At 68.0% G+C, this 24,082-nt stretch carries 21 protein-coding genes; 10 read left to right on the forward strand and 11 right to left on the reverse strand.

The features are described from left to right. From QFZ52_RS10920 to QFZ52_RS10950, 7 genes are all read right to left on the reverse strand, one after another. A complete protein-coding gene (locus tag QFZ52_RS10920) occupies positions 1-1,713 on the reverse strand; it encodes a dipeptide ABC transporter ATP-binding protein (protein ID WP_307497639.1) in 1,713 nt (570 codons plus the stop codon). An 11-nt stretch (positions 1,714-1,724) separates the two neighbouring features. Beyond that, a complete protein-coding gene (locus QFZ52_RS10925) occupies positions 1,725-2,714 on the reverse strand; it encodes an ABC transporter permease (RefSeq protein WP_307497640.1) in 990 nt (329 codons plus the stop codon). Further along, positions 2,704-3,633 carry an ABC transporter permease gene (locus tag QFZ52_RS10930; RefSeq protein WP_307497641.1) on the reverse strand — a complete coding sequence of 310 codons (930 nt, stop codon included), beginning with the start codon at positions 3,631-3,633 and terminating at the stop codon, positions 2,704-2,706. Before QFZ52_RS10930 ends, QFZ52_RS10925 begins: the two co-directional genes overlap by 11 nt. A gap of 145 nt (positions 3,634-3,778) precedes the next feature. Further along, positions 3,779-5,419: a peptide ABC transporter substrate-binding protein gene (locus QFZ52_RS10935; protein ID WP_307497642.1), complete on the reverse strand. Its 1,641-nt coding sequence runs from the start codon at positions 5,417-5,419 to the stop codon at positions 3,779-3,781. 294 nt (positions 5,420-5,713) lie between these two features. Next, entirely contained in the window at positions 5,714-6,259 is a 546-nt protein-coding gene (locus QFZ52_RS10940) for an MOSC domain-containing protein (protein ID WP_307497643.1), read from the reverse strand. Beyond that, a complete protein-coding gene (locus QFZ52_RS10945; protein ID WP_307497644.1) occupies positions 6,256-6,471 on the reverse strand; it encodes a hypothetical protein in 216 nt (71 codons plus the stop codon). The genes QFZ52_RS10940 and QFZ52_RS10945 overlap by 4 nt, the downstream gene beginning before the upstream one ends. 110 nt (positions 6,472-6,581) lie before the next feature. Then, a complete protein-coding gene (locus QFZ52_RS10950) occupies positions 6,582-7,589 on the reverse strand; it encodes an ArsR/SmtB family transcription factor (RefSeq protein WP_307497645.1) in 1,008 nt (335 codons plus the stop codon). A gap of 92 nt (positions 7,590-7,681) precedes the next feature. Here QFZ52_RS10950 and QFZ52_RS10955 point away from each other — a divergent pair, with 92 nt between their 5' ends. Beyond that, entirely contained in the window at positions 7,682-7,906 is a 225-nt protein-coding gene (locus QFZ52_RS10955; protein WP_307497646.1) for a hypothetical protein, read from the forward strand. Positions 7,907-7,953: 47 nt separating this feature from the next. Continuing rightward, entirely contained in the window at positions 7,954-8,661 is a 708-nt protein-coding gene (locus QFZ52_RS10960) for an IclR family transcriptional regulator (RefSeq protein ID WP_307497647.1), read from the forward strand. Between the two features lie 77 nt (positions 8,662-8,738). On the opposite strand, the gene QFZ52_RS10965 is transcribed toward QFZ52_RS10960, so the two are convergent. Then, positions 8,739-10,637 (reverse strand): FAD-binding monooxygenase, encoded by a 1,899-nt coding sequence (locus QFZ52_RS10965; protein WP_307497648.1) that lies wholly within the window; start codon positions 10,635-10,637, stop codon positions 8,739-8,741. A 288-nt stretch (positions 10,638-10,925) separates the two neighbouring features. On the opposite strand from QFZ52_RS10965, the gene QFZ52_RS10970 reads away from it, so the two are divergent. Further along, the gene (locus QFZ52_RS10970; protein ID WP_307497649.1) at positions 10,926-12,569 is read left to right on the forward strand and encodes a thiamine pyrophosphate-binding protein; all 1,644 of its coding nucleotides are present in this window, start codon (positions 10,926-10,928) and stop codon (positions 12,567-12,569) included. 140 nt (positions 12,570-12,709) lie between these two features. Here QFZ52_RS10970 and QFZ52_RS10975 read toward each other — a convergent pair whose 3' ends face one another. Further along, positions 12,710-14,077: an MFS transporter gene (locus tag QFZ52_RS10975; protein WP_307497650.1), complete on the reverse strand. Its 1,368-nt coding sequence runs from the start codon at positions 14,075-14,077 to the stop codon at positions 12,710-12,712. Between the two features lie 151 nt (positions 14,078-14,228). On the opposite strand from QFZ52_RS10975, the gene QFZ52_RS10980 reads away from it, so the two are divergent. From QFZ52_RS10980 to QFZ52_RS11005, 6 genes are read left to right on the forward strand one after another with little or no spacing between them, the layout of a single operon-like run. Then, positions 14,229-15,701, forward strand: a complete 1,473-nt coding sequence (locus QFZ52_RS10980) for a fumarylacetoacetate hydrolase family protein (protein WP_307497651.1) — start codon at positions 14,229-14,231, stop codon at positions 15,699-15,701. 4 nt (positions 15,702-15,705) lie between these two features. Beyond that, positions 15,706-16,383, forward strand: coding sequence for a GntR family transcriptional regulator (locus QFZ52_RS10985; protein ID WP_107003547.1), 678 nt, complete (start codon positions 15,706-15,708; stop codon positions 16,381-16,383). Positions 16,384-16,424: 41 nt separating this feature from the next. After that, positions 16,425-17,936: a 5-carboxymethyl-2-hydroxymuconate semialdehyde dehydrogenase gene (gene hpaE, locus QFZ52_RS10990; protein ID WP_307497652.1), complete on the forward strand. Its 1,512-nt coding sequence runs from the start codon at positions 16,425-16,427 to the stop codon at positions 17,934-17,936. Between the two features lie 34 nt (positions 17,937-17,970). Further along, on the forward strand, positions 17,971-19,134 hold the full coding sequence (hpaD, locus tag QFZ52_RS10995) for a 3,4-dihydroxyphenylacetate 2,3-dioxygenase (RefSeq protein ID WP_307497653.1): 1,164 nt from the start codon (positions 17,971-17,973) through the stop codon (positions 19,132-19,134). A gap of 25 nt (positions 19,135-19,159) precedes the next feature. Beyond that, positions 19,160-19,945, forward strand: coding sequence for a 2-oxo-hept-4-ene-1,7-dioate hydratase (hpaH, locus tag QFZ52_RS11000; RefSeq protein ID WP_307497654.1), 786 nt, complete (start codon positions 19,160-19,162; stop codon positions 19,943-19,945). Then, positions 19,930-20,742, forward strand: coding sequence for an HpcH/HpaI aldolase family protein (locus QFZ52_RS11005; RefSeq protein WP_307497656.1), 813 nt, complete (start codon positions 19,930-19,932; stop codon positions 20,740-20,742). The genes hpaH and QFZ52_RS11005 overlap by 16 nt, the downstream gene beginning before the upstream one ends. A gap of 46 nt (positions 20,743-20,788) precedes the next feature. On the opposite strand, the gene QFZ52_RS11010 is transcribed toward QFZ52_RS11005, so the two are convergent. Together QFZ52_RS11010 and QFZ52_RS11015 are read right to left on the reverse strand one after the other, a co-directional pair. Beyond that, a complete protein-coding gene (locus QFZ52_RS11010) occupies positions 20,789-22,024 on the reverse strand; it encodes an acetyltransferase (protein ID WP_307497657.1) in 1,236 nt (411 codons plus the stop codon). Between the two features lie 66 nt (positions 22,025-22,090). Beyond that, positions 22,091-23,029 carry a DMT family transporter gene (locus tag QFZ52_RS11015; protein ID WP_307497658.1) on the reverse strand — a complete coding sequence of 313 codons (939 nt, stop codon included), beginning with the start codon at positions 23,027-23,029 and terminating at the stop codon, positions 22,091-22,093. A 72-nt stretch (positions 23,030-23,101) separates the two neighbouring features. Here QFZ52_RS11015 and QFZ52_RS11020 point away from each other — a divergent pair, with 72 nt between their 5' ends. Further along, entirely contained in the window at positions 23,102-24,007 is a 906-nt protein-coding gene (locus QFZ52_RS11020) for a LysR family transcriptional regulator (protein ID WP_307497659.1), read from the forward strand. Positions 24,008-24,082: the final 75 nt, after the last annotated feature.

Below are 24,082 nucleotides of genomic sequence, written 5' to 3' on the forward strand. Positions count from 1 at the left end.
TCAGGCGACCTCAGGCGGCAGCAGCAGAGTGGCGCCCGGGATGGCGTCAAGCAGCCTCCGGGTGTAATCCTGCTGCGGGTTCTCGAACACGTCGTCCGTCGTGCCGGTCTCCACGAGCTTGCCACGCTCCATGACGCAGACTTCGTCGGCGATCTGGCGGACCACCGCGAGGTCGTGCGTGATGAAGAGGTAGGTCAGACCCAGATCGGACTGCAGGTTCGCGAGCAGGTTGAGCACCTGATCCTGAACGAGCACGTCAAGGGCGGACACCGCCTCGTCACAGATGATCACTTCGGGATCGAGCGCGAGAGCGCGGGCGATCGCCACACGCTGACGCTGACCGCCGGAGAGCTCATTCGGGTACCGGGTCATCGCCGACTGCGGCAGCGAGACCTGGTCCAGCAGCTGCCGGACCTTCTTCTCGCGGCTGGCCTTGTCGCCGACCTTGTGGGTGCGCAGCGGCTCTTCGATGGTCCGGTAGATGTTGTACATCGGGTCCAGCGAACCGTACGGGTCCTGGAAGATCGGCTGCACACGCCGGCGGAACTTGAACAGCTCCGCTGCGCTCAAAGTCGAGGTGTCCACGCCGTCGAAGATGATCTTGCCGCTGGTGGGCTTCAGCAGGTTCAGGACCATCTGGGCGACGGTCGACTTGCCGGAGCCGGACTCACCGACGATCGCGGTGGTGGTGCCGCGCTTGACGGTGAAGCTGACATCGTCCACCGCGGTGAAGTCCGTGCTGCGTCCGAAGCCCGAGCGCAGCTTGAAGACCTTCTTGAGGTTCTCGATCTTCAGGACCTCGTCCGGCTTGCCCTTCTCGTGCACCACTTCCGTGGGAGCAAGGAGGTCGACGGCTTCCACCCCTACCTCCTTGGCCACCTGGATGCGCCGGGAGGACAGCGACGGAGCCGCGGACACGAGGCGCTTGGTGTACGGGTGCTGCGGGTTGCGGAGAAGCTCGAGCGACGGCCCGGACTCGACCACCTGGCCCTTGTACATGACGACGACCTTCTGCGCACGCTCGGCCGCAAGACCGAGGTCGTGCGTGATCAACAGCACGGCGGTGCCGAGTTCCGACGTCATCCGGTCGAGGTGGTCCAGGATCTGGCGCTGGACCGTCACGTCGAGCGCCGAGGTGGGCTCGTCCGCGATCAGCAGACGCGGCTGGCACGAGAGGCCGATGGCGATCAGCGCACGCTGGCGCATGCCGCCCGAGAACTCGTGCGGGAACTGCTTGGCACGCCGTTCGGCGTCCGGCAGTCCTGCCTCGGCGAGCACCTTCGCCACGTCCTTGGGGCCGCTCGGCAGACCATTGGCCTTGAGCGTCTCCTTGACCTGGAAGCCGATCTTCCACACCGGGTTGAGGTTGGACATGGGGTCCTGAGGCACCATGCCGATGGAGTTGCCGCGCAGTTCGATCATGCGCTTCTCACTCACATGAGTGATGTCCTCCCCATCGAAGATGATCTGGCCGGCGGACACCCGTCCGTTGCCAGCCAGCAGGCCGATGGCGGCCAGGGCCGACGTCGACTTGCCCGAGCCGGACTCGCCGACGATCGCGACGGTTTCGCCCGGCATGACCGTGAAGTTGGCGTTCCGGACCGCGTCGACCTCTCCGTGGCTGGTGCGGAAGGTGATGGCGAGGTCTTTGATCTCCAGGAGCGGACGCTGTGCGTCCGCACCGCTTTCTCGGATCTGAATGTTCTGAGTCATGGGAGCTCCTGTCACCGCTTCCGTGCTTTGGGGTCAAGCGCATCGCGCAGGGCGTCACCCAGCATCATGAAACTCAGCACGGTGAGAATCAGGGCGAAGGAGGGCCACAGCAACGGCCAGGGGTTCGAGCGCAAGGACGCCTGAGCACTCTGGATGTCGTTGCCCCAGCTCATCGCGCTCGGAGGCAGACCGATGCCGAGGAAGGACAAGGTGGATTCCGCCGCGATGAAAGTACCGAGCGAAATGGTCGCGACCACGATCACCGGCGCCATGGCGTTGGGGATCACGTGGCGCAGGAGCGCCCGGAATCGCGAGACACCCAGCGACCGCGCCGAGGTGATGAAGTCGGCGTTCCTGACCTCGATCACCGCGCCACGGGTGATGCGGGCGACCTGAGGCCAGCCGAACAGGGCCAGGATGACCACCAGGGTCCATGCCGTACGGGACGAACGGAACATGGGGAGCTGCATCACGACGATCGCGCCCAGGATCATGGGCAGTGCGAAGAAGATGTCGCTGATGCGGGCCAGGACCGCGTCGACCCAGCCACCGTAGTAGCCGGCCAGGGCGCCGATCGCACCGCCGAGAAGGACCACGGCGAGGGTGGTGAAGACACCCACCGTCACCGAGTTCTGCGTGCCGAAGATCACACGGGCGTAGACATCGCAGCCCTGCTGGGTGAATCCGAGTGGATGCCCTGCGGTCGCCGGTCCGTTGGAGTTCTCCAGCAGGCACCGGTCGTCGGCCGGGTTCAGCGGCGAGAAGAGGCTGGGGAACAGGGCCACGAGGACCACCAGGAGGATCAGGAAGGCCGAAAGGATGAAGAGCGGCTGACGGCGCAGGTTCCGCCAGGCTTCCTTCCAGAGGCTGGACGGAGCCGCGCCCTCGTCCACCTTGTCCGTGGCCTGGAGCGGCGTCTCGTCCAGCGGCGCGACGAAGTGCGGGATGGTCTGCGGACGCGGAGTCGCGTTCATGTTCGGAATGTCGTTCTCAGGAGTCATAACGGATCCTCGGGTCGAGCCAGGCATAGAGCAGGTCCACTACGAGGTTGGAGATGCAGTACACCAGCACCAGCAGCGTGACGATGGACACCACGGTCGGTCCCTCACCGGAGAGGACCGCACGGTAGAGCCTGTTGCCCACACCGGGCACGTTGAAGATGCCTTCCGTCACGATCGCGCCGCCCATGAGCGAACCGAGGTCGGCGCCCAGGAAGGTGACCACCGGGATCAGCGAGTTCCGGAGGATGTGGACGGTGACCACGCGGGACCGCGAGAGGCCCTTGGCCGTGGCGGTGCGGACGTAGTCGGCGTTCATGTTCTCGATGACGCTCGTGCGGGTCAGACGGAGCACGTACGCGAAGGACACCAGGCCCAGGACGAGCGCCGGAAGAATGAGGTCTTCGAAGGGGGCGCCGGCGCCGACGGTCGGTTTGGCCCATTTGAGCTGAACACCGATGAAGAACTGCATCAGGAAGCCGAGAACGAAGATCGGGATGCCGATCACGATGAGGGAGGCCACCAGGACGGTGCCGTCGAAGATCTTGCCCTTGCGCAGGCCGGCGAACAGGCCGAACAGGACGCCGAAGACGGCCTCGAAGACCAGCGCCATGATGGCGAGCCTCGCCGTGACCGGGAAGATCTCGCCGAGAACCGCGGCGATCGGACGACCGGAGAAGTCCTGTCCGAGGTCGAACGTGAAGATGCTCTTGAGGTAGAGCAGGTACTGGACGAAGAACGGCTGATCCAGGTGGTACTGCACGCGCAGCTGAGCCGCGACGGCGGGGTTGACCGGCTTGTCGCCGAACAGCGCGGCGATCGGGTCACCGGGAAGGCTGAAGACCAGGTAGTACACCAGGAAGGTGGCGCCCAGGAAGACGGGAATGAGCTGCAGGAAGCGTTTGAGGATGTAGCTAACCACGGGGTCAACCCACCTCTCCGGAGTTGTGCTCCGCTGTGCGGGAGATGGATGTGTTCATCAAGGAACCTTATTTCGAAACATGAGAACGACGGCGGAGCCGTGCCGTCCAGCGGCCGGCGGGCTCCGCCGTCGTCGTCTTCAGGTGTTACTTGGCGGTGATGTTGTAGTACAGCGGAACGCCGTCCCAGCCGTAGTCCACGTTGGTCACCTTGGTGCTCCAGCCGCCCTGGGCGACCTGGTACCAGAGCGGGATCGCCGGGAGATCCTGCAGCAGCATCTCCTGAGCCTTGTTCATGGTCTTGTTGCCCTCCTCGACCGAGGTGGCGCCCAGACCCTCGTTCAGCAGCTTGTCGAACGCCGGGTTGTCATACCGGGCGTCGTTCGATCCGGCGCCCTTGGCGTAGATCGGGCCGAGGAAGTTGTAGAGCGACGGGTAGTCGGCCTGCCAGCCGGCGCGGATGCCGCCGGTCAGGGTGCCCTTCGTGGCGTCGTTACGGGCTTCCTTGAAGGTGGCGTAGGGCTTGCCCTCCGCCTTGATGCCGAGGTTGTTCTTCAGCTGGTTGGTGACAGCCTCAACCCACGCCTTGTGACCGCCCTTGTCCGCGTTGTACGCGATGGTGAAGGTCTGGTTCGGGTCCCACTTCTCGATGCCGTCGGCCTTCGTCCACAGTTCCTTGGCCTTGGCGGCATCGAACTTCAGGTTCTCAGAACCCGGCAGGGAGTCGGAGTAGCCGGACAGCACCGGTGCGGTGAAGTCCTTGGCCGGCTGGCGGCCGTCGTGGAAGATGACCTTGGTGATCTCGGGCCGGTTGATGGCCATGGAGATCGCCTGGCGGCGCAGCTTGCCTGCTTCACCGGACCAGCCCTTGAGGTAGTACGGGATGGCGATGGTCTGGTTGCCCGCGTAGGGCTTCTCGATGTTCCGGTCCGGCAGATCGGTCTTGAAGTTCGCGATCGCGCTGGTCGGGATGGTCTGGAGCACGTCCAGGTTGTCCCCGACGAGGTCCTGGTAGGCCGCCTCGTCGTTCTGGTAGATCTTGAAGACCACGCCGCCGTTCTTCGGCTTGCGCGGGCCGTCGTAATCCGGGTTCGGAACGAGCTTGATCTGGACGTTGTGCTGCCAGCCGGAGTCATCCAGCTTGTACGGGCCGTCACCGACCGGCTTCTCGCCGAAGCCCTTCGGGTCCTTGATGGCGCCCGAAGGCAGCGGCATGAAGGCGGAGTAGCCGAGACGCAGCGGCCAGTCAGACTCCGGCTGGGCCAGCTCGACCGTGAAGGTGGTGTCATCCACGACCTTCAGGCCGGACATCTTGTCCAGGGTGGAACCTTCCTTGTTCACCTCGTCGAAGCCCTTGATGCTCTCGAAGAAGTAGGAGCTCAGCTGGGCGTTCTTCGCAGCAGCACCGAAGTTCCAGGCGTCCACGAAGCTCTTGGAGGTGATGGCCTCGCCGTTCGTGAACTTCTTGCCCGCACGGAGCTTGATCGTGTAGTGCTGGGCGTCCTTGGTCTCAATGGACTCTGCGAGCTCATTGACCGGCTTGCCGGTGGGATCGTAGCTGACCAGACCCGCGAAGATGAGGTCGATGATCTTACCGCCGCCGACCTCGTTGGTGCCGGCAGGCATCAACGGGTTCTGGGGCTCGGATCCGTCCACCGTGATCACCTTGGTGGTGTCGCCGCCACCGTTGGAGCCGCCAGCGGTGGTGCCGCCGCCACCACAGGCCGTGAGGGCCAGTGCAGCGATGGCCGCCAGGCCCAGTGCTTTGGAAGTGCGCGAGAAACGCATTCCGCCTCCTTTGGAGTTCCTGAGTAGAGATGGGGAATCTCACGGATTCCCATGAACGAGGTCCAGGACACACAGGTGTGACTTGGCCTACATAACGTGAAAGCTTAGCTTGATTTTGTCCACCCAGTGGGCATCCGTTGCCAAACCGTGATCCTCAAACCGGCCCTTTGTTACGTCACCGCGGGAAGTTGACTTGATTGTCACCTCGAATGACGCAATACGTCCGGCGTTCGCCATTTCTCCACCACTTCTCCGCGGGTTTGTCGAAGGCCCAGTTCAGCGGCCCGAGCCGGTTCAGACCCTTGTCAAAGGGAAGTGGTCTCCGGCGGGAAGCACCACCTCGATGCGGTCGCCGGTGGACAGCTCTCCCCCGCGCGAGACGATGCCCATCACGCCCGCCAGTCGGATCGGACGGCCCTCCCGATCAACTTTCAGGACCTGCTTCAGCAGCCCCTTCTGGAAGCCGTTGATCTGCTGGCAGGGGTTCCTCAGGCCCGTCACCGTGACGACGGTCTCACCCATGAGCAGCCGGGTCCCCACCGGAAGGGACAGCAGATCCACTCCCTTCGTGGTCAGGTTCTCCCCCAGATCTCCCGGCTTGACCGGGAAGCCGGCCGCCCGCAGGTCCTCGAAGAGCTCGGCCTGGATCAGATGCACCTGACGGAGGTTGGGCTGGGAGGGATCCGCCGCCACCCGCGAGCGGTGCTGAACAGTCACCCCACAGTGGGCGTCCCCTTCGACGCCCTGCCCCTCCAGGAGACGGAGCGAGTCGACGGTCTCCTTGGAGAAACCATGCACAGGACTCCGATGCAGAGCCACGACGTGGCCGGACACATTCATCCCCGCCCGCCCTTCTCATTGCCGCGGCGGTAATTACCGGTGGCCCGGGCCAGGAGCTGCTGCCGGGCGTCCTCATCCGACCGTGCCAGGCGGGCCGCCAGATCCTGCGCCCGGCCTCCTGCGACGGTCACGACCAGTCGTCCACTGCGACGGATCAGGATCTTCCCGTCCTTGGTCTCGCTGTAGTCGAAGGGGTCATCGAGGAGGCTCACGGAGCCAGCCTAGGATACGGCGGGTCCCTGTGGAAGAGCACCCGGCCGGCACCTGCGGAAGGCCGACCGTGCGACATCGGTTCACGTCCCGGGCGCCTTTCCCTCGGCGGTCAGGCCTTCAGCAGTTCGTCCGCCAGCGAGGTCCGGCGGTAGAAGACCTCCCGGCCCCGCCGGTACGCCTCCAGCAGCCGCGCCGCGGACAGCACCTTGAGATGTTCGCTGACGGTGGCGGGCGAGATGTCCAGGTGCCGCGCGAGGTACTTGGTCGTCATGGGGATGTCCAGCTGAGCCAGCACGGCTGCGCGCGTGCCGCCCATCAGATCGGACAGCGCGCAGGCGTCCCGTCCGCCGTCGCGCACTTCCCAGAGGGAGCCCACGCCGCGGGGCGCATAGCTGACGGTCGGCGTGTAGGGACGGGCGTTGAGCAGGACCGTTCCCGGCCAGGCGAAGACACAGGGGATGAGGGTCAGGCCTGGGCCGGCGGGATCGACCGCGGGGTCGCAGCTCGTGCCGGAGAAGACGTCGCAGCTCTTGCCCACGAAATCGAGCCCCTCGTCCACCCGCAGCACCTGGGGGTGGAGGGTCCTCAGCACCTCGTCGAGGCCGCCGCGGGAGAGCAGACGGAGCCGGTAGTCGATGTCGGCCACCTGCAGCGCATGGATGCGCTCCCAATGAGGTTCGACGGCGAGCCGCCAGACCCATTCGACGGCGTCGCACAATTCCTCGATCACCCGGTGCGGCTCGGCTTCGAAGGCGTCCAGGATCGCGGGGGCGGCCGGGTGATCGGCCACCGAGCGGATGATCCGCAGGTCATGCAGCAACAGATTCGCGTCCTGATTCAGCACGCGGTCTTTGCTGTCCTGGAAGCTCTCATCCCGCGACGGCGTGGGGGTCAGCCCGTCCAGGATGTGGCCGTTGGCCGTGATGAAGGCCCGGAGCACGTCCCATTTCCGTGCGGCGCCGGGGCTCGCGGTCAGGACCTGTTTGGACTCGGCGATCCACCGCCGGTGCATCGGCACCCCTTTGGCGAGCGTGAGCACCGAGGTGACCGCTTCCCACCAGGGCGAGACGCAGAAACGGATCCGGGTGAGGTCCGCCGGGGTCAGTTGCAGCAGCATGGCTTGAGACTAATACGGTGCGCCGTCGGCCTCGATGATTCGGCCTGAGCCGAATCGAGGACTCCACCGGCCGGCCCACGAACACTGGGGACATGGTCACTTCACCCCTTCACTCCAGCCCATCCCTCCGCCGTCGCCTGTTCCCGTCCCTCGCCCGCTTCATCCCCCGGCACACCCTCCAGCCTTCCCTTTCCCCGCGCGAGCGGGACCTGCTCCGCGACCGTCTGGATCTCGAGTACCGCGCACGGAAGGAGGCCGAGACCGTCCGCCGCGAAGTCGAGCTGGCGCGTGCTCAGGCGCGCACCGTCATCCACTGAATTCCAGCGGCCGGGATCCAGGCCGCGCCTGTTCTACTATCGAACGTGTGAGTGAGACGAGCACGCCCGGATCCCAGACTCTCAGCCGCGGCATCCGCCTGCTGGAGATCATCGCCGCGTCCGACCGTCCGCCGACCATCGCGGAACTGGCCGCGGCGCTGGACGTCCACCGCTCCGTCGCCTACCGGCTCCTCCTCACTCTGGAAAGTCATGGCCTGGCGACCCGTGACGCCTCCGGCAGGGTGGTGCTCGGCGCCGGTCTGGCCGCTCTCGCCGCGGGCGTGTCCCGCGACCTCCAGCAAGCCGCTCTCCCCGAGCTCAACGCGGTGGCCAACGAACTCGGGATGACCTGCCTCCTCGCCGTCCAGCTGGACCACGAGGAGGCGGTCACCCTGATCAGCGCATCACCGCGGCAGACCGTGGCCGTGGTCTCCTACCGCCCCGGGCACCGTCACCCCATCACCCGCGGCGGACCCGGAAAGGCGATCCTGCTCTCCCTCCCGGCCGAAGCCTGGCCCGACGACGTCGACGAGCAGCTCCGCGCAGAGATCGACCTCAGCCGGCGGCGCGGGTACGCGGTGAGCCACGACGAGGTGGTCCCGTCCCTCTGGTCCGTCGCGGTGCCGCTGACCCTCCCGGGCCAGCCGCCGGCGTCGATCGCCGTCATCCACGTCTCGCTCCCCCACGAGGAGGACGGCATCGCCGAGCGGCTCAAGGCCGCGGGCGAGCGGATCGCCCGCGCGTACGGGGCCTGAGCGCGCTCCGCCCTTAAGGACTCTGCCCCTCAGTACTCTGCTCTTCAGGACACCTGCTGCCCAGGCCGCCGAACCCGTCAGGAGTGCGAGGGCTTCGGGCAGGCCTGCGCGAAGAATCCGGCCAGTTGGTCCCGAGCCGTGAGCGGAAGGACCTGCGCGACGTACTGGTCGGGGCGGACCACGACGATCACGCCGTCCCGGTCGATGCCGCGGGCGTCGAAGACGTCATGCTGCGGATCGGCGGCGTAGACCTTTTCATAGTCGACGACCTGGAACGGCCCGGTGCGGGGTAGGAAGACCTCCGGCGCCGTGGTGATGTCGATGTCCAGATGGGGCTGCTGGTAGATCACCTTGGCGTCGAACCAGGCGTCCGTGTCCAGACCGGCCGGGGTGGCGGCGAGCGGTGAGTCCGGGGACTCCCCCAGCCACCGCCCGAGTCCGGCGGTCTCCGACGCCGGATCCAGGCCGTCACGGCCCGCGAAGACGTAGATGCGCCAGCGGCCATCGGCCCGGGCGTGATGACCGAGGTGCACGGGGTTGCCGTCGCACACCCGGGTGACCTCGGCGGACTTGAAGCGCTTGCCCAGCGGGAAGCCGGTGGCGAGATCCTGGTGGTCAGCGGTCCCGACGATCAGCGACGGGGTGTATTCGGTCATGAACCCGGCGGGGAACTCCGCGGTCTGGACATAGAAACGCTCCAGTTCCGCGGGATCGGCCATCTCGTCCGGACGGGCCGCCATGAGACTGGACCACTCCTTGTCGAAGTCGATCAGATTCTGCGCCACCACCTGACGTTCGGCGGAGTAGGTGTCGAGCAGGGAGAGCGGCGCCCGGCCTTCCAGCACGTGCCCGAGCTTCCAGCCCAGGTTGAAGCCGTCCTGGATGGAGACGTTCATACCCTGCCCGGCCTTGGCGCTGTGAGTGTGGCAGGCGTCGCCCATGATGAACACCCGCGGCGTCCGGGAGCCTACCTCCTCGGCAGGGACGTCGTCGAAGCGGTCCGTGACACGGTGCCCCACCTCGTAAACGCTCCGCCATGCGACATGCCGCACGGTCAGGGTGTAGGGGTGCAGGATCTGGTTGGCCCGGCGTTCCACTTCCTCCTGGCTGGTCAGACGGACCTTGCCCGAGTCGTCGTGCGGCACCTCGCCGAGGTCCACGTACATGCGGAAGAGGTGGTTGCCTTCCCGGGGAATGTGAAGGATGCTGCCGCCGTCGTGGGACTGGATGGCGCACTTGCGGCGGATGTCCGGGAAGTCGGTGTCCGCGAGGACGTCCATGACTCCCCAGGCGTGGAAGGCCTGATCGCCCACCGGCTTGCGGCCGATGGCGTCGCGGACCTTGCTGCGCGCGCCGTCGCCGCCCACCACGAACTTGGCCCGGATCACCCTCTCGGAACCCTCCTCCGCACCCGCGGTGCGGCGCAGCGTGACTGACACGGGGTGGTCGCCGCCGTCGTCAGCGACCTCGAGGCCCACGAACTCCCAGCCGTAGTCCGGCCGGTTGCGGGTGGGAGAGTTCTTCATGAATTCCAGGAAGTAGTCCTGCACGCGGGCCTGATTCACGATGAGGTGCGGGAACTCGCTGACCCCGCTGGGGTCATCCGGCGCCACGGCGGTGCGGATGATGTCGCCGGGCTGCTCGGGGTTCGGCTTCCAGAACGCCATCTCGGTGATCCGGTACGCCTCCTCGGTGATCCGTTGGGCGAAGCCGAACGCCTGGAAGGTCTCGACGCTGCGCGCCTGAATGCCGTCGGCCTGTCCCACTTCGAGCCGGCCCGGACGGCGCTCGATGATGCGGGTGGTGACGTCCGGGAACTGGGACAGCTGCGCGGCGAGGGTGATGCCCGCGGGCCCCGTGCCGACGATGAGGACGTCCACCTCATCCGGCAGCTCATCCGGGCGATCGAGCCCGACGCCCGCGGCCGGCTGGATTCGCGGGTCGCCGGATACGTACCCATGGTGGTGGAACTGCACGGTGGATCTCCTCACGTCGCTGTGTGGTGACAGACGTTGCTGATTTTCAAAGTTCGATAGTTGAACTTGCTATTCCTTTATCGAATGATGCGAGCATAACCGCCGGGAACCGGCGCGACAAGAGAACGTATACGATCCAATTTCTTGGGTATGATGTGTGACGTCCGGCACAGCCAGCCCCGCAGGCGGTTGAGCCCGGTGCCCGAAAAAGGGGCACGAAGCCGTGCAGGCAGCACGCGCGAGACACATACGGACACCACCTCTCCGTCTGTCTCGAAAGGCACGACCATGCCCACCGTCTCTCAGCACGTCGCGATCGCACTCTCCCGTCACATCGATCAGGTCTTCGGCCTCATGGGCAACGGGAACGCCTACTTCCTGGATTCGATCCTGCGCGACACGGACGCCACCTTCACCGCCGTGCGGCACGAGGCCGGCGCCGTGGTGGCGGCGGATGCGCACTACCGCGCATCCGGCCGCATCGCCGCGGCCACCACCACCTACGGCGCCGGGTTCACCAACACGCTGACCGCCCTGGCGGAAGCGGCCCAGGCCCGCATCCCGCTGGTGCTGATCGTCGGGGACGAGCCGACCTCCGGCCCGCGCCCCTGGGATGTGGACCAGATCGCCCTCGCGTCCGCCGTCGGGGTCCGCACGTACACCGTGGGGCGCCTCGACGCGGCGGCGACCACCATCATCGCGATCGAACACGCCCTCGCGTACCGGCTCCCGGTGGTCCTCGCCATCCCCTACGACGTGCCCACGCTGGAGGCCGGCGACGTCCCCGCCACCCCCCCGCTCCGCCTCCCGCAGCCCCAGGCGCCGGCCCCCTTCACCGAGGCCGCCATCGCACGCGTGGCCGAGGCCCTCGCTCAGGCCGAACGGCCGCTCCTGCTCGCCGGTCGCGGAGCGCATCTCGCCGGCGCCGGCCCCGCCCTTGGAGCTCTCGCGGACGCCACCGGGGCCGTCACCTCCTCCAGCGCGCTCGGACGCGGCGTTTTCCCCGACGAGCGATTCGACCTCGGGGTGACCGGCGGCTTCGGGGCGCCTGGCGCCATGGAGCTCATCCGGGAAGCGGACGTGGCGATCGTTTTCGGCGCGTCGCTGAACCCCTTCACCATGCGGTTCGGCGAGCTGTTCGCGCCGGACACCCGCGTGGTGCAGGTGGACATCGCTCCGGCCGCGACCCATCCCCGCGTGGGCGACTATCTGCAGGGTGACGCGCGCCTGGTGGCGGAAGCACTCACCGCGGCCCTCGACGGCGCACGGGCGTCGGGCTGGCGGGACACCGTGGACGTCGCGACCCTCCGCACGCAGGACCCCGGAGAGTCCGAGCTGGCCGACGGCCGGCTTGATCCCCGGCTGGCAGCCGCGCGGATCGCCGAACTTCTGCCGGAGGACCGGATCGTGGTGAGCGACGGCGGGCACTTCATCGCCTGGGCCAACATGTTCTGGCCGGTGGCCTCGCCCACCCGCATGATCATGGTCGGCACCGCGTACCAGTCGATCGGGCTGGGTTTCCCCAGCGTCGCCGGCGCGGCTCAGGCCGACCCTGATGCGACGATCGTCCTCACGACCGGCGACGGCGGCGGCCTGATGGCGCTGTCCGATCTGGAGACCGCGGTGCGGACCGCCGGCGGCCGGGGCCTGTGCGTGGTCTGGAACGACGGCGCGTACGGGGCCGAGGTCAACCTCTACGGTCTCAAAGGCCTGGCCGAGGATCCCATGCTCATCCCGGATGTGGACTTCGCCGCCCTGGGCAGCGCCGTGGGGGCCGAAGGCGTGGTGGTGCGGCGCATCGAGGATCTCGACCGGCTCGCCGAGTGGGCCTCCCGTCCGGCGGGAGAGCGCCCCTTCCTCGTGCTCGACCTGAGGATCTCGCGCTCGGTGATCGCGCCGTACCAGCGCGAAGTCATCCGCGTGAACAGCTGACGCCGGGGGCCGGCGTCGTCGTCGAGGTGACACTTTCTCGGGGAAACCGCGAGGTTCCGCCCGAGAAAGTGCCTTCTCAACCACGCACGACGCCGGCGCCGGGCCTCGCGTTCAGCTCGCCGCCCTGCTCGCCGTCCTAGTCAGCGCTGCCAGGCGTAGACGCCGCGCGACTGCTCCTCCTCCGCGGTGGGGCTGAGATCGATGCCCCGCCGGTCCCGGAGGAGCAGTGTGGCGATCAGACCCACGACGGTCATGCCCAGCAGGTACCACGTCACGGACTGGGACGTGCCGGTGGTCTGCTGGAGCCAGGCGGCGATGGTCGGAGCGAAGGCGCCGCCGACGATGGCCCCGATGGCGTACGAGATCGAGACACCGGAGAAGCGCACGGACGCCGGGAACATCTCGGAGTACCAGGCCGACTGCGGGCCGTAGGTGAACCCGAGCCCGAGCGTGAGCAGGATGAGCCCCAGGGCCAGCAGGCCGGGGTTGGCGGTGTTGACCAGCGGGAACAGCGCCAGGACCGCCGATCCTTGGAGCACCCACCCGATCAGATAGGTGTTCTTGCGGCCGATGCGGTCGCTCAGCCAGCCGGCCACGAAGGTGGACACGAGCCAGCTCACCGACGACGCGGTCACGGCCCACAGCACCGAACCGCGGTCCAGACCCACCGGCCCGTCCGGATTGGTGGCGTAGTTCTGCACATAGCCGCCGGTGGTCATGTACCCCGCGGCGTTGTTGCCGGCGAACACGAGGGCGGCCAGGAGGACCAGCGGCGTGAACCGGGCGAAAAGCCGCACCACGGGCATGCCTGTCTGCTCCTTGCGGGCGGCGATCTCGGTGAACACCGGGCTCTCCTCCACCCGGCGGCGCACCCAGTAGCCCACGAGGATCAGGACCACCGAGAAGAGGAACGGGATGCGCCAGCCCCAGCCGAGGAAGGCTTCGCCCGGGAAGAGCACGTTCATGATGGCGAGCATCGCGCTGGCGAGGAGCAGCCCGATCGGCACGCCGATCTGCGGCATGGCCCCGTAGAGCCCTCGCCGGTTCCGCGGGGCGTGCTCGACGGCCATGAGCACCGCGCCGCCCCACTCGCCACCGGCCGAGATCCCCTGAAGAATCCGCAGGACGATGAGAAGAATCGGTGCGAGCAGACCCGCCTGCGCGTAGCCCGGCAGCAGGCCGATGAGCACGGTCGAGACGCCCATCAGGATCAGCGTCACCACCAGGACGATCCGGCGGCCGTACTTGTCACCGAAATGCCCGGCGAGGAAGGCCCCGAGAGGGCGGAAGAGGAAGCTGATGCCCACCGTGAGGAAGGCCAGGATGGTCCCGATCCCCTTCCCGGCGGGCTCGAAGAACAGGTGTCCGAAGACGAGCCCCGCGGCGGAGGCGTAAATGAAGTAGTCGTACCACTCGACGGTGGTTCCGACGACGGTGGCGAAGAGGACCCGCCGGCGGTCCGTGGAGGACGCTTCCGGGCGGGTGAGGACAGGGGATTTCTCGTTCATCTGGTGCTCCAGGGGCGAGTTCGGGCGATGCACCATCGCATTGCACCAGAAAATATACGATTTCAGATATGACCTGACAACCCCCTTGTCAGGGAATCCAGATCGTATATGATTTGGTGTACGACCTCCGTCAGCGAATGAAGGGACGCCCGTGCCGACCAAGGAAACCACGCCGTTTCAGGTGACTCCCGGCAAGATCATCGCCGTGCATCTGAGCTATGCGTCGCGTGCCGCGCAGCGCGGCCGGACACCCGCTTCGCCTTCCTACTTCCTCAAACCGACGAGCTCCCTGAGCGCCTCCGGCAGCACCGTGGAGCGGCCCGCCGGCACCGAACTGCTCGCTTTCGAAGGCGAGATCGCGCTCGTCATCGGTGAGCCCGCGCACCAGGTCTCCGTGAATGAGGCCTGGAACCACGTCGCCTGGGTGACGGCGTCGAATGACTGGGGCCTGTACGACCTCCGGTCCAATGACAAGGGCTCCAATCTGCGGAACAAGGGACGGGACGGCTACACGCCCGTGGGTCCCGAGCTGATCGACGCGCGCACGATCGACCCCGCCGCCCTCCGCGTCCGGGCCTGGCGCAATGGCGAGCTGGTTCAGGACGACACTTCGGGCGCCATGATCTTCCCGTTCTCGCAGCTGATCGCCGATCTCTCCCAGCACCTCACCCTCGAGACCGGCGACGTGATCCTCACCGGCACCCCGGCGGGCTCCTCCGTGGCCCTGCCGGGCGATGTCATCGAGGTCGAGGTGGACGCACCCACGGTGGACGGCGCCCCGTCCACCGGACGCCTCGTCTCCCGCGTAGTCGAGGGCCCGGGCGCCTTCGACCCCGCCCTCGGCTCGCTGCCCTCCGTGGACGACCACCAGCGCGAAGAGGCCTGGGGCTCCCGTGAAGCCGCCGGTCTCGGCGAACCCGGCCCCGCCCTCTCCCCCGCCCTGCGCGCCAAGCTGCTGGAGACCCCGGTAGCGGGCCTTTCGCAGCAGCTGCGCAAGCGCGGCCTGAATAATGTGGCGATCGACGGCGTGCGGCCCTCCGTGCCCGGCACCAAGATGGTGGGCGTCGCGAAGACGCTCCGCTTCGTCCCGAACCGCGAGGACCTCTTCCGCAGCCACGGCGGCGGCTTCAACGCCCAGAAGCGCGTTTTCGACAGCGTCGGCGAAGGCGAGGTCATCGTCATCGAGGCCCGCGGTGAGCGCGGCTCCGGCACGCTCGGGGACGTGCTCGCGCTGCGCGCCCAGGTCCGGGGAGCGGCCGGCGTCGTGACCGACGGCGGCGTGCGAGACTACGTCACGGTGGCGGAGACCGGCCTCCCGGTCTTCAGCCAGGGCCCCCACCCCGCGGTCCTCGGGCGCAAGCACGTGCCGTGGGACAGCGATCTGACCATCTCCTGCGGCGGTGCCACCGTCCAGCCCGGCGACATCATCGTCGGCGACGACGACGGCGTGATCGTCCTGCCGCCGTCGCTCGCCGAAGAGGTGGCGGACGCGGCCCTGGCCCAGGAAGCGGAGGACGCCTGGATCGCGCGTCAGGTGGCCGACGGTCATCCCGTGGACGGGCTGTTCCCCCTGAACGCCGAGTGGCGGGCCCGCTTCGAGGCCGACCACGGCACGGGAGAATGACGTCATGAGCAGCACCGTGACCTCCCTCAGCAAGTCCCAGATCGCCTACGAGTGGATCCGCGAGCGCATCGCCCGCCACGAGTTCGGGCCCGGTTACCGGCTCGTGCTCGGGTCGATCGCCTCCTCCCTGGACATGAGTGTGGTCCCGGTCCGCGAAGCCGTGCGGCGTCTCGAAGCCGAGGGACTCGTGGAGTTCGAACGCAATGTCGGCGCCCGCGTGACGCTCGTGGATGAGCAGGAGTACGTCCACACCATGCAGACGCTCGGCGTCGTGGAAGGTGTCGCGACCTCGCTGTCCGCACCACACCTCGGCTCGATCGACCTGGACCGGGCGGCGGAGATGAACGAACGCCTGCGCCGGCTCCTCGACGACTTCGACCCCCACCTCTTCACCGTGGTGAACCAGCAGTTCCACACCGTACTGTTCGAGCCCTGCCCGAATCCGCACATCCTGGACCTCGTGCACCGGGGCTGGGCCCGCATGGCCGGGGTCCGCGATTCCACCTTCTCCTTCATCCCCGGCCGCGCCCGCGAGTCGGTGGAGGAACACGACCACATCATCGAGCTCATCCGGAGCAACGCCAGCCCTCTCGAGATCGAGATGGCCGCCCGCGACCACCGCTGGGCCACGATGAACGCCTACCTCGCCCAACGCCATCCCGGCGACGGGCACACCGCCTGAGCACCCATCCGGGTGTCACGATCACATCCTTGGAGGAGAGCATGACCTCACCCGCCCTCGATCAGCGGCACGTCCCCGCGGATCTCCCCGAGCGCATCCGTCACTACATCGACGGGGAATTCGTCGACTCTCTCGACGGAGACACCTTCGACGTCCTCGAACCCGTCTCCAACGAAAGCTACGTCACCGCAGCGGCGGGCAAGAAGGCCGACATCGACCGCGCCGTCGCGGCCGCCCGTCGTGCCTTCACCGAGGGGCCGTGGCCCCGTATGCTCCCCCGCGAGCGCTCCCGGATCCTGCACCGCATCGCGGACATCGTCGAGTCCCGGGATCAGCGCCTCGCGGAGCTGGAGTCCTTCGACTCCGGCCTGCCCATCACGCAGGCTCTCGGCCAGGCCCGCCGCGCCGCGGAGAACTTCCGCTTCTTCGCGGACCTGATCGTGGCGCAGGCCGATGACACCTTCAAGGTCCCCGGACGCCAGATCAACTACGTGAACCGCAAGCCGATCGGCGTCGCCGGGCTCATCACGCCGTGGAACACCCCGTTCATGCTGGAGAGCTGGAAACTCGGCCCCGCCCTGGCCACCGGCAACACCGTGGTGCTCAAGCCGGCCGAGTTCACCCCGCTCTCCGCGTCCCTCTGGGCCGGCATCTTCGAGGAGGCCGGCCTGCCAAAGGGTGTGTTCAACCTCGTCAACGGGCTCGGCGAGGACGCCGGCGACGCCCTGGTGAAGCACCCGGACGTGCCCCTCATCTCCTTCACGGGCGAGAGCCGCACCGGCCAGATCATCTTCGGCAACGCCGCGCCGTTCCTGAAGGGCCTGTCCATGGAACTGGGCGGCAAGAGCCCGGCCGTGGTGTTCGACGACGCCGATCTGGACGCCGCGATCGACGCCACGATCTTCGGTGTCTTCTCCCTGAACGGCGAGCGCTGCACCGCCGGCTCGCGCATCCTGGTCCAGCGCGGCATCTACGACGAATTCGTGGAGCGCTACGCCGCCCAGGCCCAGCGGGTCAAGGTCGGCTATCCGCACGATCCCGCCACGGAGGTCGGCGCGCTGGTGCACCCCGAGCACTTCGAAAAGGTCATGGGCTACATCGAGATCGGCAAGGGTGAGGGCCGCCTCGTGGCCGGCGGCGGGCAGCCGGAAGGCTTCGCCTTCGGCAACTTCGTGGCGCCGACCGTGTTCGCCGACGTCGCTCCGGACGCCCGGATCTTCCAGGAGGAGATCTTCGGACCGGTCGTGGCGATCACCCCCTTCGACACGGAGGAGGAGGCGCTCGCGCTGGCCAACGACACCAAGTACGGCCTGGCAGCCTACGTGTGGACGAACGATCTGAAGCGCGCCCACAACTTCTCGCAGGCCGTGGAGGCCGGCATGGTCTGGCTGAACTCGAACAACGTCCGCGATCTGCGCACCCCCTTCGGCGGCGTCAAGGCCTCCGGTCTCGGCCACGAGGGCGGCTACCGTTCGATCGACTTCTACACCGACCAGCAGGCCGTGCACATCACGCTCGGCAAGGTCCACAACCCGACCTTCGGCAAAGCCTGAGCCGCACGCCCCATCTCACGCAAGGACGCATGACATGACGCATCTGGATGACCGCACCCTCACCTCCTCCGGCTTCTACGTGAGCCAGGAGGCCCCGATCCACGCCACGGACCCCGTGACCACGCCGACCTCCCCCGCTCCGGACATCCTCCGCTGCGCGTACATGGACCTCGTGGTCACGGACCTGGCGGCTTCGCGGGTCTTCTACGTTGACGTGCTCGGCCTGCATGTGACGGAGGAGGACAAGGACGCGATCTACCTGCGCTCCACCGAGGAGTTCATCCACCACAATCTGGTGCTGCGCAAGGGACCCGTGGCCGCCGTCGCCGCCTTCTCCTACCGTGTCCGCACACCGGAGGACCTGGACCGCGCGGTCGCGTTCTACACGGAGCTCGGCTGCCGGGTGGAGCGCCGCCCGGAGGGCTTCGTCAAGGGAATCGGCGACTCGGTCCGCGTGGAGGATCCCCTGGGCTTCCCGTACGAGTTCTTCCACCAGACCGACCACGTGGAGCGGCTGTCCTGGCGTTACGACCTCCAGACGCCGGGCGAGCTGGTCCGGCTGGACCACTTCAACCAGGTCACCCCGGATGTCCCCCGCGCCGTCCGGCACTACCAGGATCTGGGTTTCCGGGTCACCGAGGACATCCAGGACGAGGACGGGGTGGTCTACGCCGCCTGGATGCGCCGCAAGCCGACCGTTCATGACACGGCCGCCACGGGCGGCGACGGTCCCCGCATGCATCACGTGGCTTTCGCGACGCACGAGAAGCACAACATCCTGGCGATCTGTGACAAGCTCGGTGCCCTGCGCCGCAGCGACGCGATCGAGCGCGGTCCGGGCCGGCATGGCGTGTCCAACGCCTTCTACCTGTACCTGCGCGATCCCGACGGGCACCGGGTGGAGATCTACACCCAGGACTACTACACGGGAGATCCGGACAACCCCGTCATCACGTGGGATGTGCACGACAACCAGCGGCGTGACTGGTGGGGCAATCCCGTGGTGCCCAGCTGGTACACCGAGGCGTCGCTCGTCCTGGACCTGGACGGGAACCCGCAGCCCGTCGTCGCGCGCACGGATGCGAGCGAGATGGCCGTGACCATCGGCGCGGACGGTTTCTCCTACACCCGCCCGGATGACCAGGACGCCATGCCCGAATGGAAGCAGGGCGAGTACAAGCTGGGTCACCAGCTCTAGAGTCATCGGAGAGGGAGGCAGGACCATGCTCGACGACAGCACGATCAGCCGGCTCGCGGAGGAACTCGCCGACGCCGAACGCGACCGTGCGGTGATCCCCCGGATCACCGCACGGCACCCCGAGGCGACGGTCGACGATTCGTACGCCATCCAGCGGGTCTGGCAGGAGAAGAACCTGGCTGCGGGCCGCCGGCTGGTGGGCCGCAAGATCGGGCTCACCTCCAAGGCAATGCAGCAGGCCACCGGGATCTCGGAGCCCGATTACGGCGTGATGTTCGATGACACCGTGTGGGAGAACGGCTCCGTCCTGCCCTTCGACGCGTACTCGAATGTGCGGATCGAGGTGGAGCTGGCCTTCGTGCTCAACGCGCCTCTGGAAGGACCGCACTGCACGGTCATGGACGTCCTCCGGGCCACGGAGTACGTCACCCCGGCGCTGGAGGTGCTGAACTCCCACCTTGAGCTGGAGGGGCGCACGATCGTGGACACCATCAGCGACAACGCCGCCTACGGTGGCATGGTCCTCGGCGGGAATCCCACCAAGCCGGACGCGATCGACCTGCGCTGGGTGTCCGCCCTGCTGTACCGCAATGAGACCATCGAGGAGACCGGCGTCTCCGCGGGCGTCCTCAACCATCCGGCCACGGGCGTCGCGTGGCTCGCGAACAAGCTGCACCACCACGGAGACCGGCTGGAGGCCGGGGAGATCATCCTGGCCGGGTCCTTCACCCGGCCCGTCTGGATCTCCCGGGGCGACAGCGTGCTCTGCGACTACGGACCGTTGGGAACCATCTCATGCCGCTTCCTCTGAGCCCCACACTCCGCCACCGACTGCGCGAGTCCGACCGGCCCCTGTTCGGCGGCTGGGTCTGCTCGGGCTCGCCCGTCATGGCGGAGGTCATGGCCGGCTCGGGCCTCGACTGGATCCTCCTCGACATGGAACACGCGCCCAACGGTCTCGAATCCGTGCTCTCCCAGCTCCACGCCGTCTCCGGGTATCCGGTCACGGCCGTGGTGCGGGTGCCGTCCGCTGATCCGGTGATCATCAAGCAGGTCCTGGACCTGGGCGCTCAGACCATCCTGGTGCCGATGGTCTCCACCGAGGAGCAGGCGCGGTCCGTGGCGGCCGCCGCCCAGTACCCGCCGCACGGCATCCGGGGTGTGGGCAGCGCCCTGGCGCGGTCCGCCCGCTGGAACCGCGTCCCGGACTACCTGCAGAACGCCGCCGAGCACGTGTCGGTCTTCGTCCAGGTGGAGACCGGCGAGGGCGTGAAGAATGCGCGTGCCATCGCGGCGGTGGACGGGATCGACGGCGTGTTCGTCGGTCCCAGCGATCTGGCCGCGTCGCTGGGCCACCTCGGCCGGCAGGGTCACCCGGAGGTCGTCGCCGCGGTGGGCCGCGCCTTCGCCGACGTGACGGCCGCGGGGAAACCCGTCGGCGTCAACGCTTTCGACCCTCAGGCCGCGGCCGACTATGCGGAGGCCGGGGCGACCTTCCTGCTCGTGGGGGCCGACGTCGCGCTGACGGCCAGGGCGTCCGAGGCTCTCGCCGCGCGCTTCATCCCTCAGTCCGGGGGCGACGACGGCGGGGCCACGGCCTCCTACTGAAACGCGCCCTGGCCCGGGCCGGGGCCGACAGGACCGGCCCGGTTCCCTACCGCCGCACCCGCGCCACCCACTCGCGGAGCAGCTCACGGACCTTCTCCGGCTGGTCCAGGTGGACGTTGTGGCCGGCTTCATCCAGCTCCGCGTACCGCGCGTCCGGGAAGCTCTGAGCGAGGACTTCCTGGTCCTCGAAACCGACCACGTGATCCTGCCGCGCGGCCACGATCAGCACCGGCTTGGCGAACCCCGCCAGCCGGGCCTCCGGCGCCGGGTCCAGGACGTACCGCTCGGCCAGCCGGTCCATTGCGCGCGTGTCCGCGGCCTTCAGCCCGGGCAGGGCCGCAGTCCGGAACCTCTCCCAGTTCTCGGGCGACTGCACCACCGACAGCTCCTCGTACGCCTTGGCCTCGCCGGGTTTCAGCGAACGGAGCAGGTCCTCGTCGCGCCGCAGCACGGTCTGCTCCGGCAGCGTGCGATGAGAGAGAACCGGGTCCACGACGGGCGCGAGCAGCGCCAGTCCGAGCACCTGGTCGGGCCGCCTCGCCGCCAGTTCGCGCGCCAGCAGGCCACCCAGGGAGTTGCCGACGACGGCGAACGGCCGCCCGCCCGTCAGCTCACCCGCCGCGGTGTCGAGCCAGTCCGCGAGGGCCGGCAGGTCGCCGTCACCGGCCAGCGCGGGAGTGCCGCCGAACCCGGGGAGGTCGAGGTACAGACGCTCCCAGCCGCCGTCGTCGAAGACGTCATCCAGATCCAGCAGCAGGCGGTGGTCGATGCCGTTGCCGTGGACGAAGAGGAGCGGTGTGCCCTCGCCCCGCCGGACGAGGTGCGGCACGGGCCGCACCGTCGAGAGGGCGAGGTGGAGGAGCGGATACGGGCGCCCGGCGTCGTCGGTCTCGCTGCGCCCCGTCACGACGAAGCCGCGGTGCGCATAGAAGGCGGCGGCTCCGGCGTTCTGTTCGTTGACATCCACGGACCGCACGCCCTGCGCGCTGATCACGTGTTCCAGCAATGCGCCTCCGATCCCCTGCCGATGAGCGGAGGCGTCGACAAAGAGCATCTCCAGCCGGTCCTCGGCCGTCCCGGCGAAGCCGACCACCCGCCCGTCCAGCTCTGCAACGCTCAGCCGCACCTGCGGGAAGTACGCCTTCGCGAGCTGCGCCTCGATCTCGTCGCGGTCCGCGGCCGCGAGGAAGTCATGGGTCGCGTCCACAGCACTGCGCCAGATGGCGACCAGCCCGGGGTACTCCTCAGGTCCGCGGCAGTCGCGGATGAGCACGGAAGACATCGCGGGGAACTCCTTTGTCAGGGCCGGATCGCCGCTGCAACGGGCGGGAACGGATCAGTGACCACACTAATCGAGGGCCTTGTCCTTCCGGGCGGTGGTGATCGTGAGCGTGGCGACCGCGATCAGGACGATGCCGGCGAGCTGGACCAGGTCCGGGATGTGGCCGTAGACCGCGATGTCCGCGAAGATCGCCACGGCCGGATTCACGAAGGACAGCGCCGCGAGGGCCATGGTGGACAGGACCCGCGCCGAGCCGTACAGGGCCGAGTACAGCAGGCCGGTGTGGATCACGCCCATCGCCGCGATCCACCACCAGCCGGTGCCGCTCCACTGCAGCTGCGCGGCGAACGGCAGGAGCAGAAGGGCGCCGGTCACGCACTGGATCAGGGTCATGACGTACGGCCGGATGCCTGAGGTGTGCTTCGCCGCCAGCGTTGCGAGGGCGTAGAGGAGTCCGGCGAGCAGCGCCGAGAGGACGCCTCCGATCTCGCGTGGCGCGAGGCTCTCGATTCCTCCGGGCCCGATGAACTTCGTGGCCAGGAGAAGCCCACCGAAGGCCACGACCAGCCAGATCAGGTCCCGCCTTCTCGGCAGTTCGCGGCTGATCAGCGCGCCGAGCGCCACCAGCAGGAAGGGCTCCATGTGGTACGAGACGGTCGCGACGGTGAGCGTGGTGGTGGCGAAGGACTGGAAGAGGAACACCCAGTTGGCGACGAGCGCCACCCCGCCACCGAGGGTGAGCAGCACGGCTTTCACCGTCCACGTGCTCTGGCGGAACGCGTCGGTCGCCAGCGCGAGGAGCAGCAGCGCGCCGGAGGCGAAGACGCAGCGCCACGCGACGGTGGTGATCGGGTCGGTCCCCGCCTGGATGCTGAACACGCCGATGGTGCCCCAGCCGGCCATGGCGAGCGCGAGCCAGATCTTGGCGCGCAGCACCGTAGAGGCTGACGGCGAGCCTGATGGAGGCTGTCGGCGGTTGGTGGTGAGGTCTGCGGAGGAGGTCATGTATCGATCATGAGCGCGAATTTCTTTTAGCACCAGTAATAGTTTCTAGGCCTTTCATCGTAGAATTTGTGAATGATCGATGTCCTCTCGCTCCGCGCCCTGATCGCCGTGGCCGACACGGGATCGGTGACCTCGGCCGCGACCCTGCTCAGTTACACGCCGTCGAACATCACCCAGCACATCCGCCGGCTCGAACGGACCGTTCAATGCGCCCTCCTGGAGCGGGTGGGGCGCGGGGTGGTGCTCACGGAGTACGCGCGGTCCCTCGTGGAGCGCGGACGTCCGATCGTCCTCGCGCTGGACGACCTGGCGGCGGCGCACGACGGCGAACCGGCGGGCCGGGTGCGGATCGCCGTCTTCCCCACGGCGCTGCGGGGGCTGATCATCCCCGCCGTCGCGGCCCTCGCCTCCGCGCATCCCGCCCTGGTGGTGCAACCACTGGAGCTCGAGCCCGAGGAATCCCTGCTCTTCGTCCGGACCGGCCTGACCGATCTGGCGCTGGTGAAGACGTGGGGCCGTCTCGCGGAGGAGGCACCCGATCCCGAACTGCGGCGCATCTCGCTCGGGGTGGACCGCGTGGACGCGATCCTGCCGAGCGGCCATCCGCTGGCAGGGCGGCCAGGCGTGTCCATGGAGGAGCTGCGGCATGAGCCGTGGGCCGTGACACCTGATGACGGACCGTATCGCCAGTGGATCGCCGCGCAGGGCGGACTCGGCAATCCCACCGGGCCCGTCTACGAGGCCGCGGAATTCCAGTCGATCATCGAGTACATCGCGGCGGGCCTGGCCGTGGGCGCGGTCCCCCGCCTCGGTCGCGGCCCCCTGCCACCGGGCGTCACCGCGGTGCCCCTCACAGGGGAAGCCTCGTTCCGCGAGGTGTCGCTCGTGGTCCGGGCGGCGGCCGCCGACGGCCCCAATCTGCACACGGTCATCCAGGAGATTCTGCGGCAGTCAGGATTGTCCCTGGAAACTCCGTGAGAATGAGGTGAGCAAGCGCTTCACCTCACTGCCCGGACGATCCGGCGGGGAGTCCACACGCCAGTAAAGGACGAG

It is taken from the genome of Arthrobacter woluwensis (genome assembly GCF_030816155.1).
Taxonomy (GTDB): Bacteria; Actinomycetota; Actinomycetes; order Actinomycetales; family Micrococcaceae; genus Arthrobacter_E; species Arthrobacter_E woluwensis_A.

What these genes read in the sequence shown, in the direction of transcription:
- QFZ52_RS10920 (WP_307497639.1), bottom strand. Translation starts at nt 1,713, where the DNA reads ATGACTCAGAACATTCAGATCCGAGAAAGCGGTGCGGACGCACAGCGT.
- QFZ52_RS10925 (WP_307497640.1), bottom strand. Translation starts at nt 2,714, where the DNA reads ATGACTCCTGAGAACGACATTCCGAACATGAACGCGACTCCGCGTCCG.
- QFZ52_RS10935 (WP_307497642.1), bottom strand. Translation starts at nt 5,419, where the DNA reads ATGCGTTTCTCGCGCACTTCCAAAGCACTGGGCCTGGCGGCCATCGCT.
- QFZ52_RS10940 (WP_307497643.1), bottom strand. Translation starts at nt 6,259, where the DNA reads ATGAATGTGTCCGGCCACGTCGTGGCTCTGCATCGGAGTCCTGTGCAT.
- QFZ52_RS10950 (WP_307497645.1), bottom strand. Translation starts at nt 7,589, where the DNA reads ATGCTGCTGCAACTGACCCCGGCGGACCTCACCCGGATCCGTTTCTGC.
- QFZ52_RS10955 (WP_307497646.1), top strand. Translation starts at nt 7,682, where the DNA reads ATGGTCACTTCACCCCTTCACTCCAGCCCATCCCTCCGCCGTCGCCTG.
- QFZ52_RS10970 (WP_307497649.1), top strand. Translation starts at nt 10,926, where the DNA reads ATGCCCACCGTCTCTCAGCACGTCGCGATCGCACTCTCCCGTCACATC.
- QFZ52_RS10975 (WP_307497650.1), bottom strand. Translation starts at nt 14,077, where the DNA reads ATGAACGAGAAATCCCCTGTCCTCACCCGCCCGGAAGCGTCCTCCACG.
- QFZ52_RS10985 (WP_107003547.1), top strand. Translation starts at nt 15,706, where the DNA reads ATGAGCAGCACCGTGACCTCCCTCAGCAAGTCCCAGATCGCCTACGAG.
- hpaE (WP_307497652.1), top strand. Translation starts at nt 16,425, where the DNA reads ATGACCTCACCCGCCCTCGATCAGCGGCACGTCCCCGCGGATCTCCCC.
- hpaD (WP_307497653.1), top strand. Translation starts at nt 17,971, where the DNA reads ATGACGCATCTGGATGACCGCACCCTCACCTCCTCCGGCTTCTACGTG.
- hpaH (WP_307497654.1), top strand. Translation starts at nt 19,160, where the DNA reads ATGCTCGACGACAGCACGATCAGCCGGCTCGCGGAGGAACTCGCCGAC.
- QFZ52_RS11005 (WP_307497656.1), top strand. Translation starts at nt 19,930, where the DNA reads ATGCCGCTTCCTCTGAGCCCCACACTCCGCCACCGACTGCGCGAGTCC.
- QFZ52_RS11010 (WP_307497657.1), bottom strand. Translation starts at nt 22,024, where the DNA reads ATGTCTTCCGTGCTCATCCGCGACTGCCGCGGACCTGAGGAGTACCCC.
- QFZ52_RS11015 (WP_307497658.1), bottom strand. Translation starts at nt 23,029, where the DNA reads ATGACCTCCTCCGCAGACCTCACCACCAACCGCCGACAGCCTCCATCA.
- QFZ52_RS11020 (WP_307497659.1), top strand. Translation starts at nt 23,102, where the DNA reads ATGATCGATGTCCTCTCGCTCCGCGCCCTGATCGCCGTGGCCGACACG.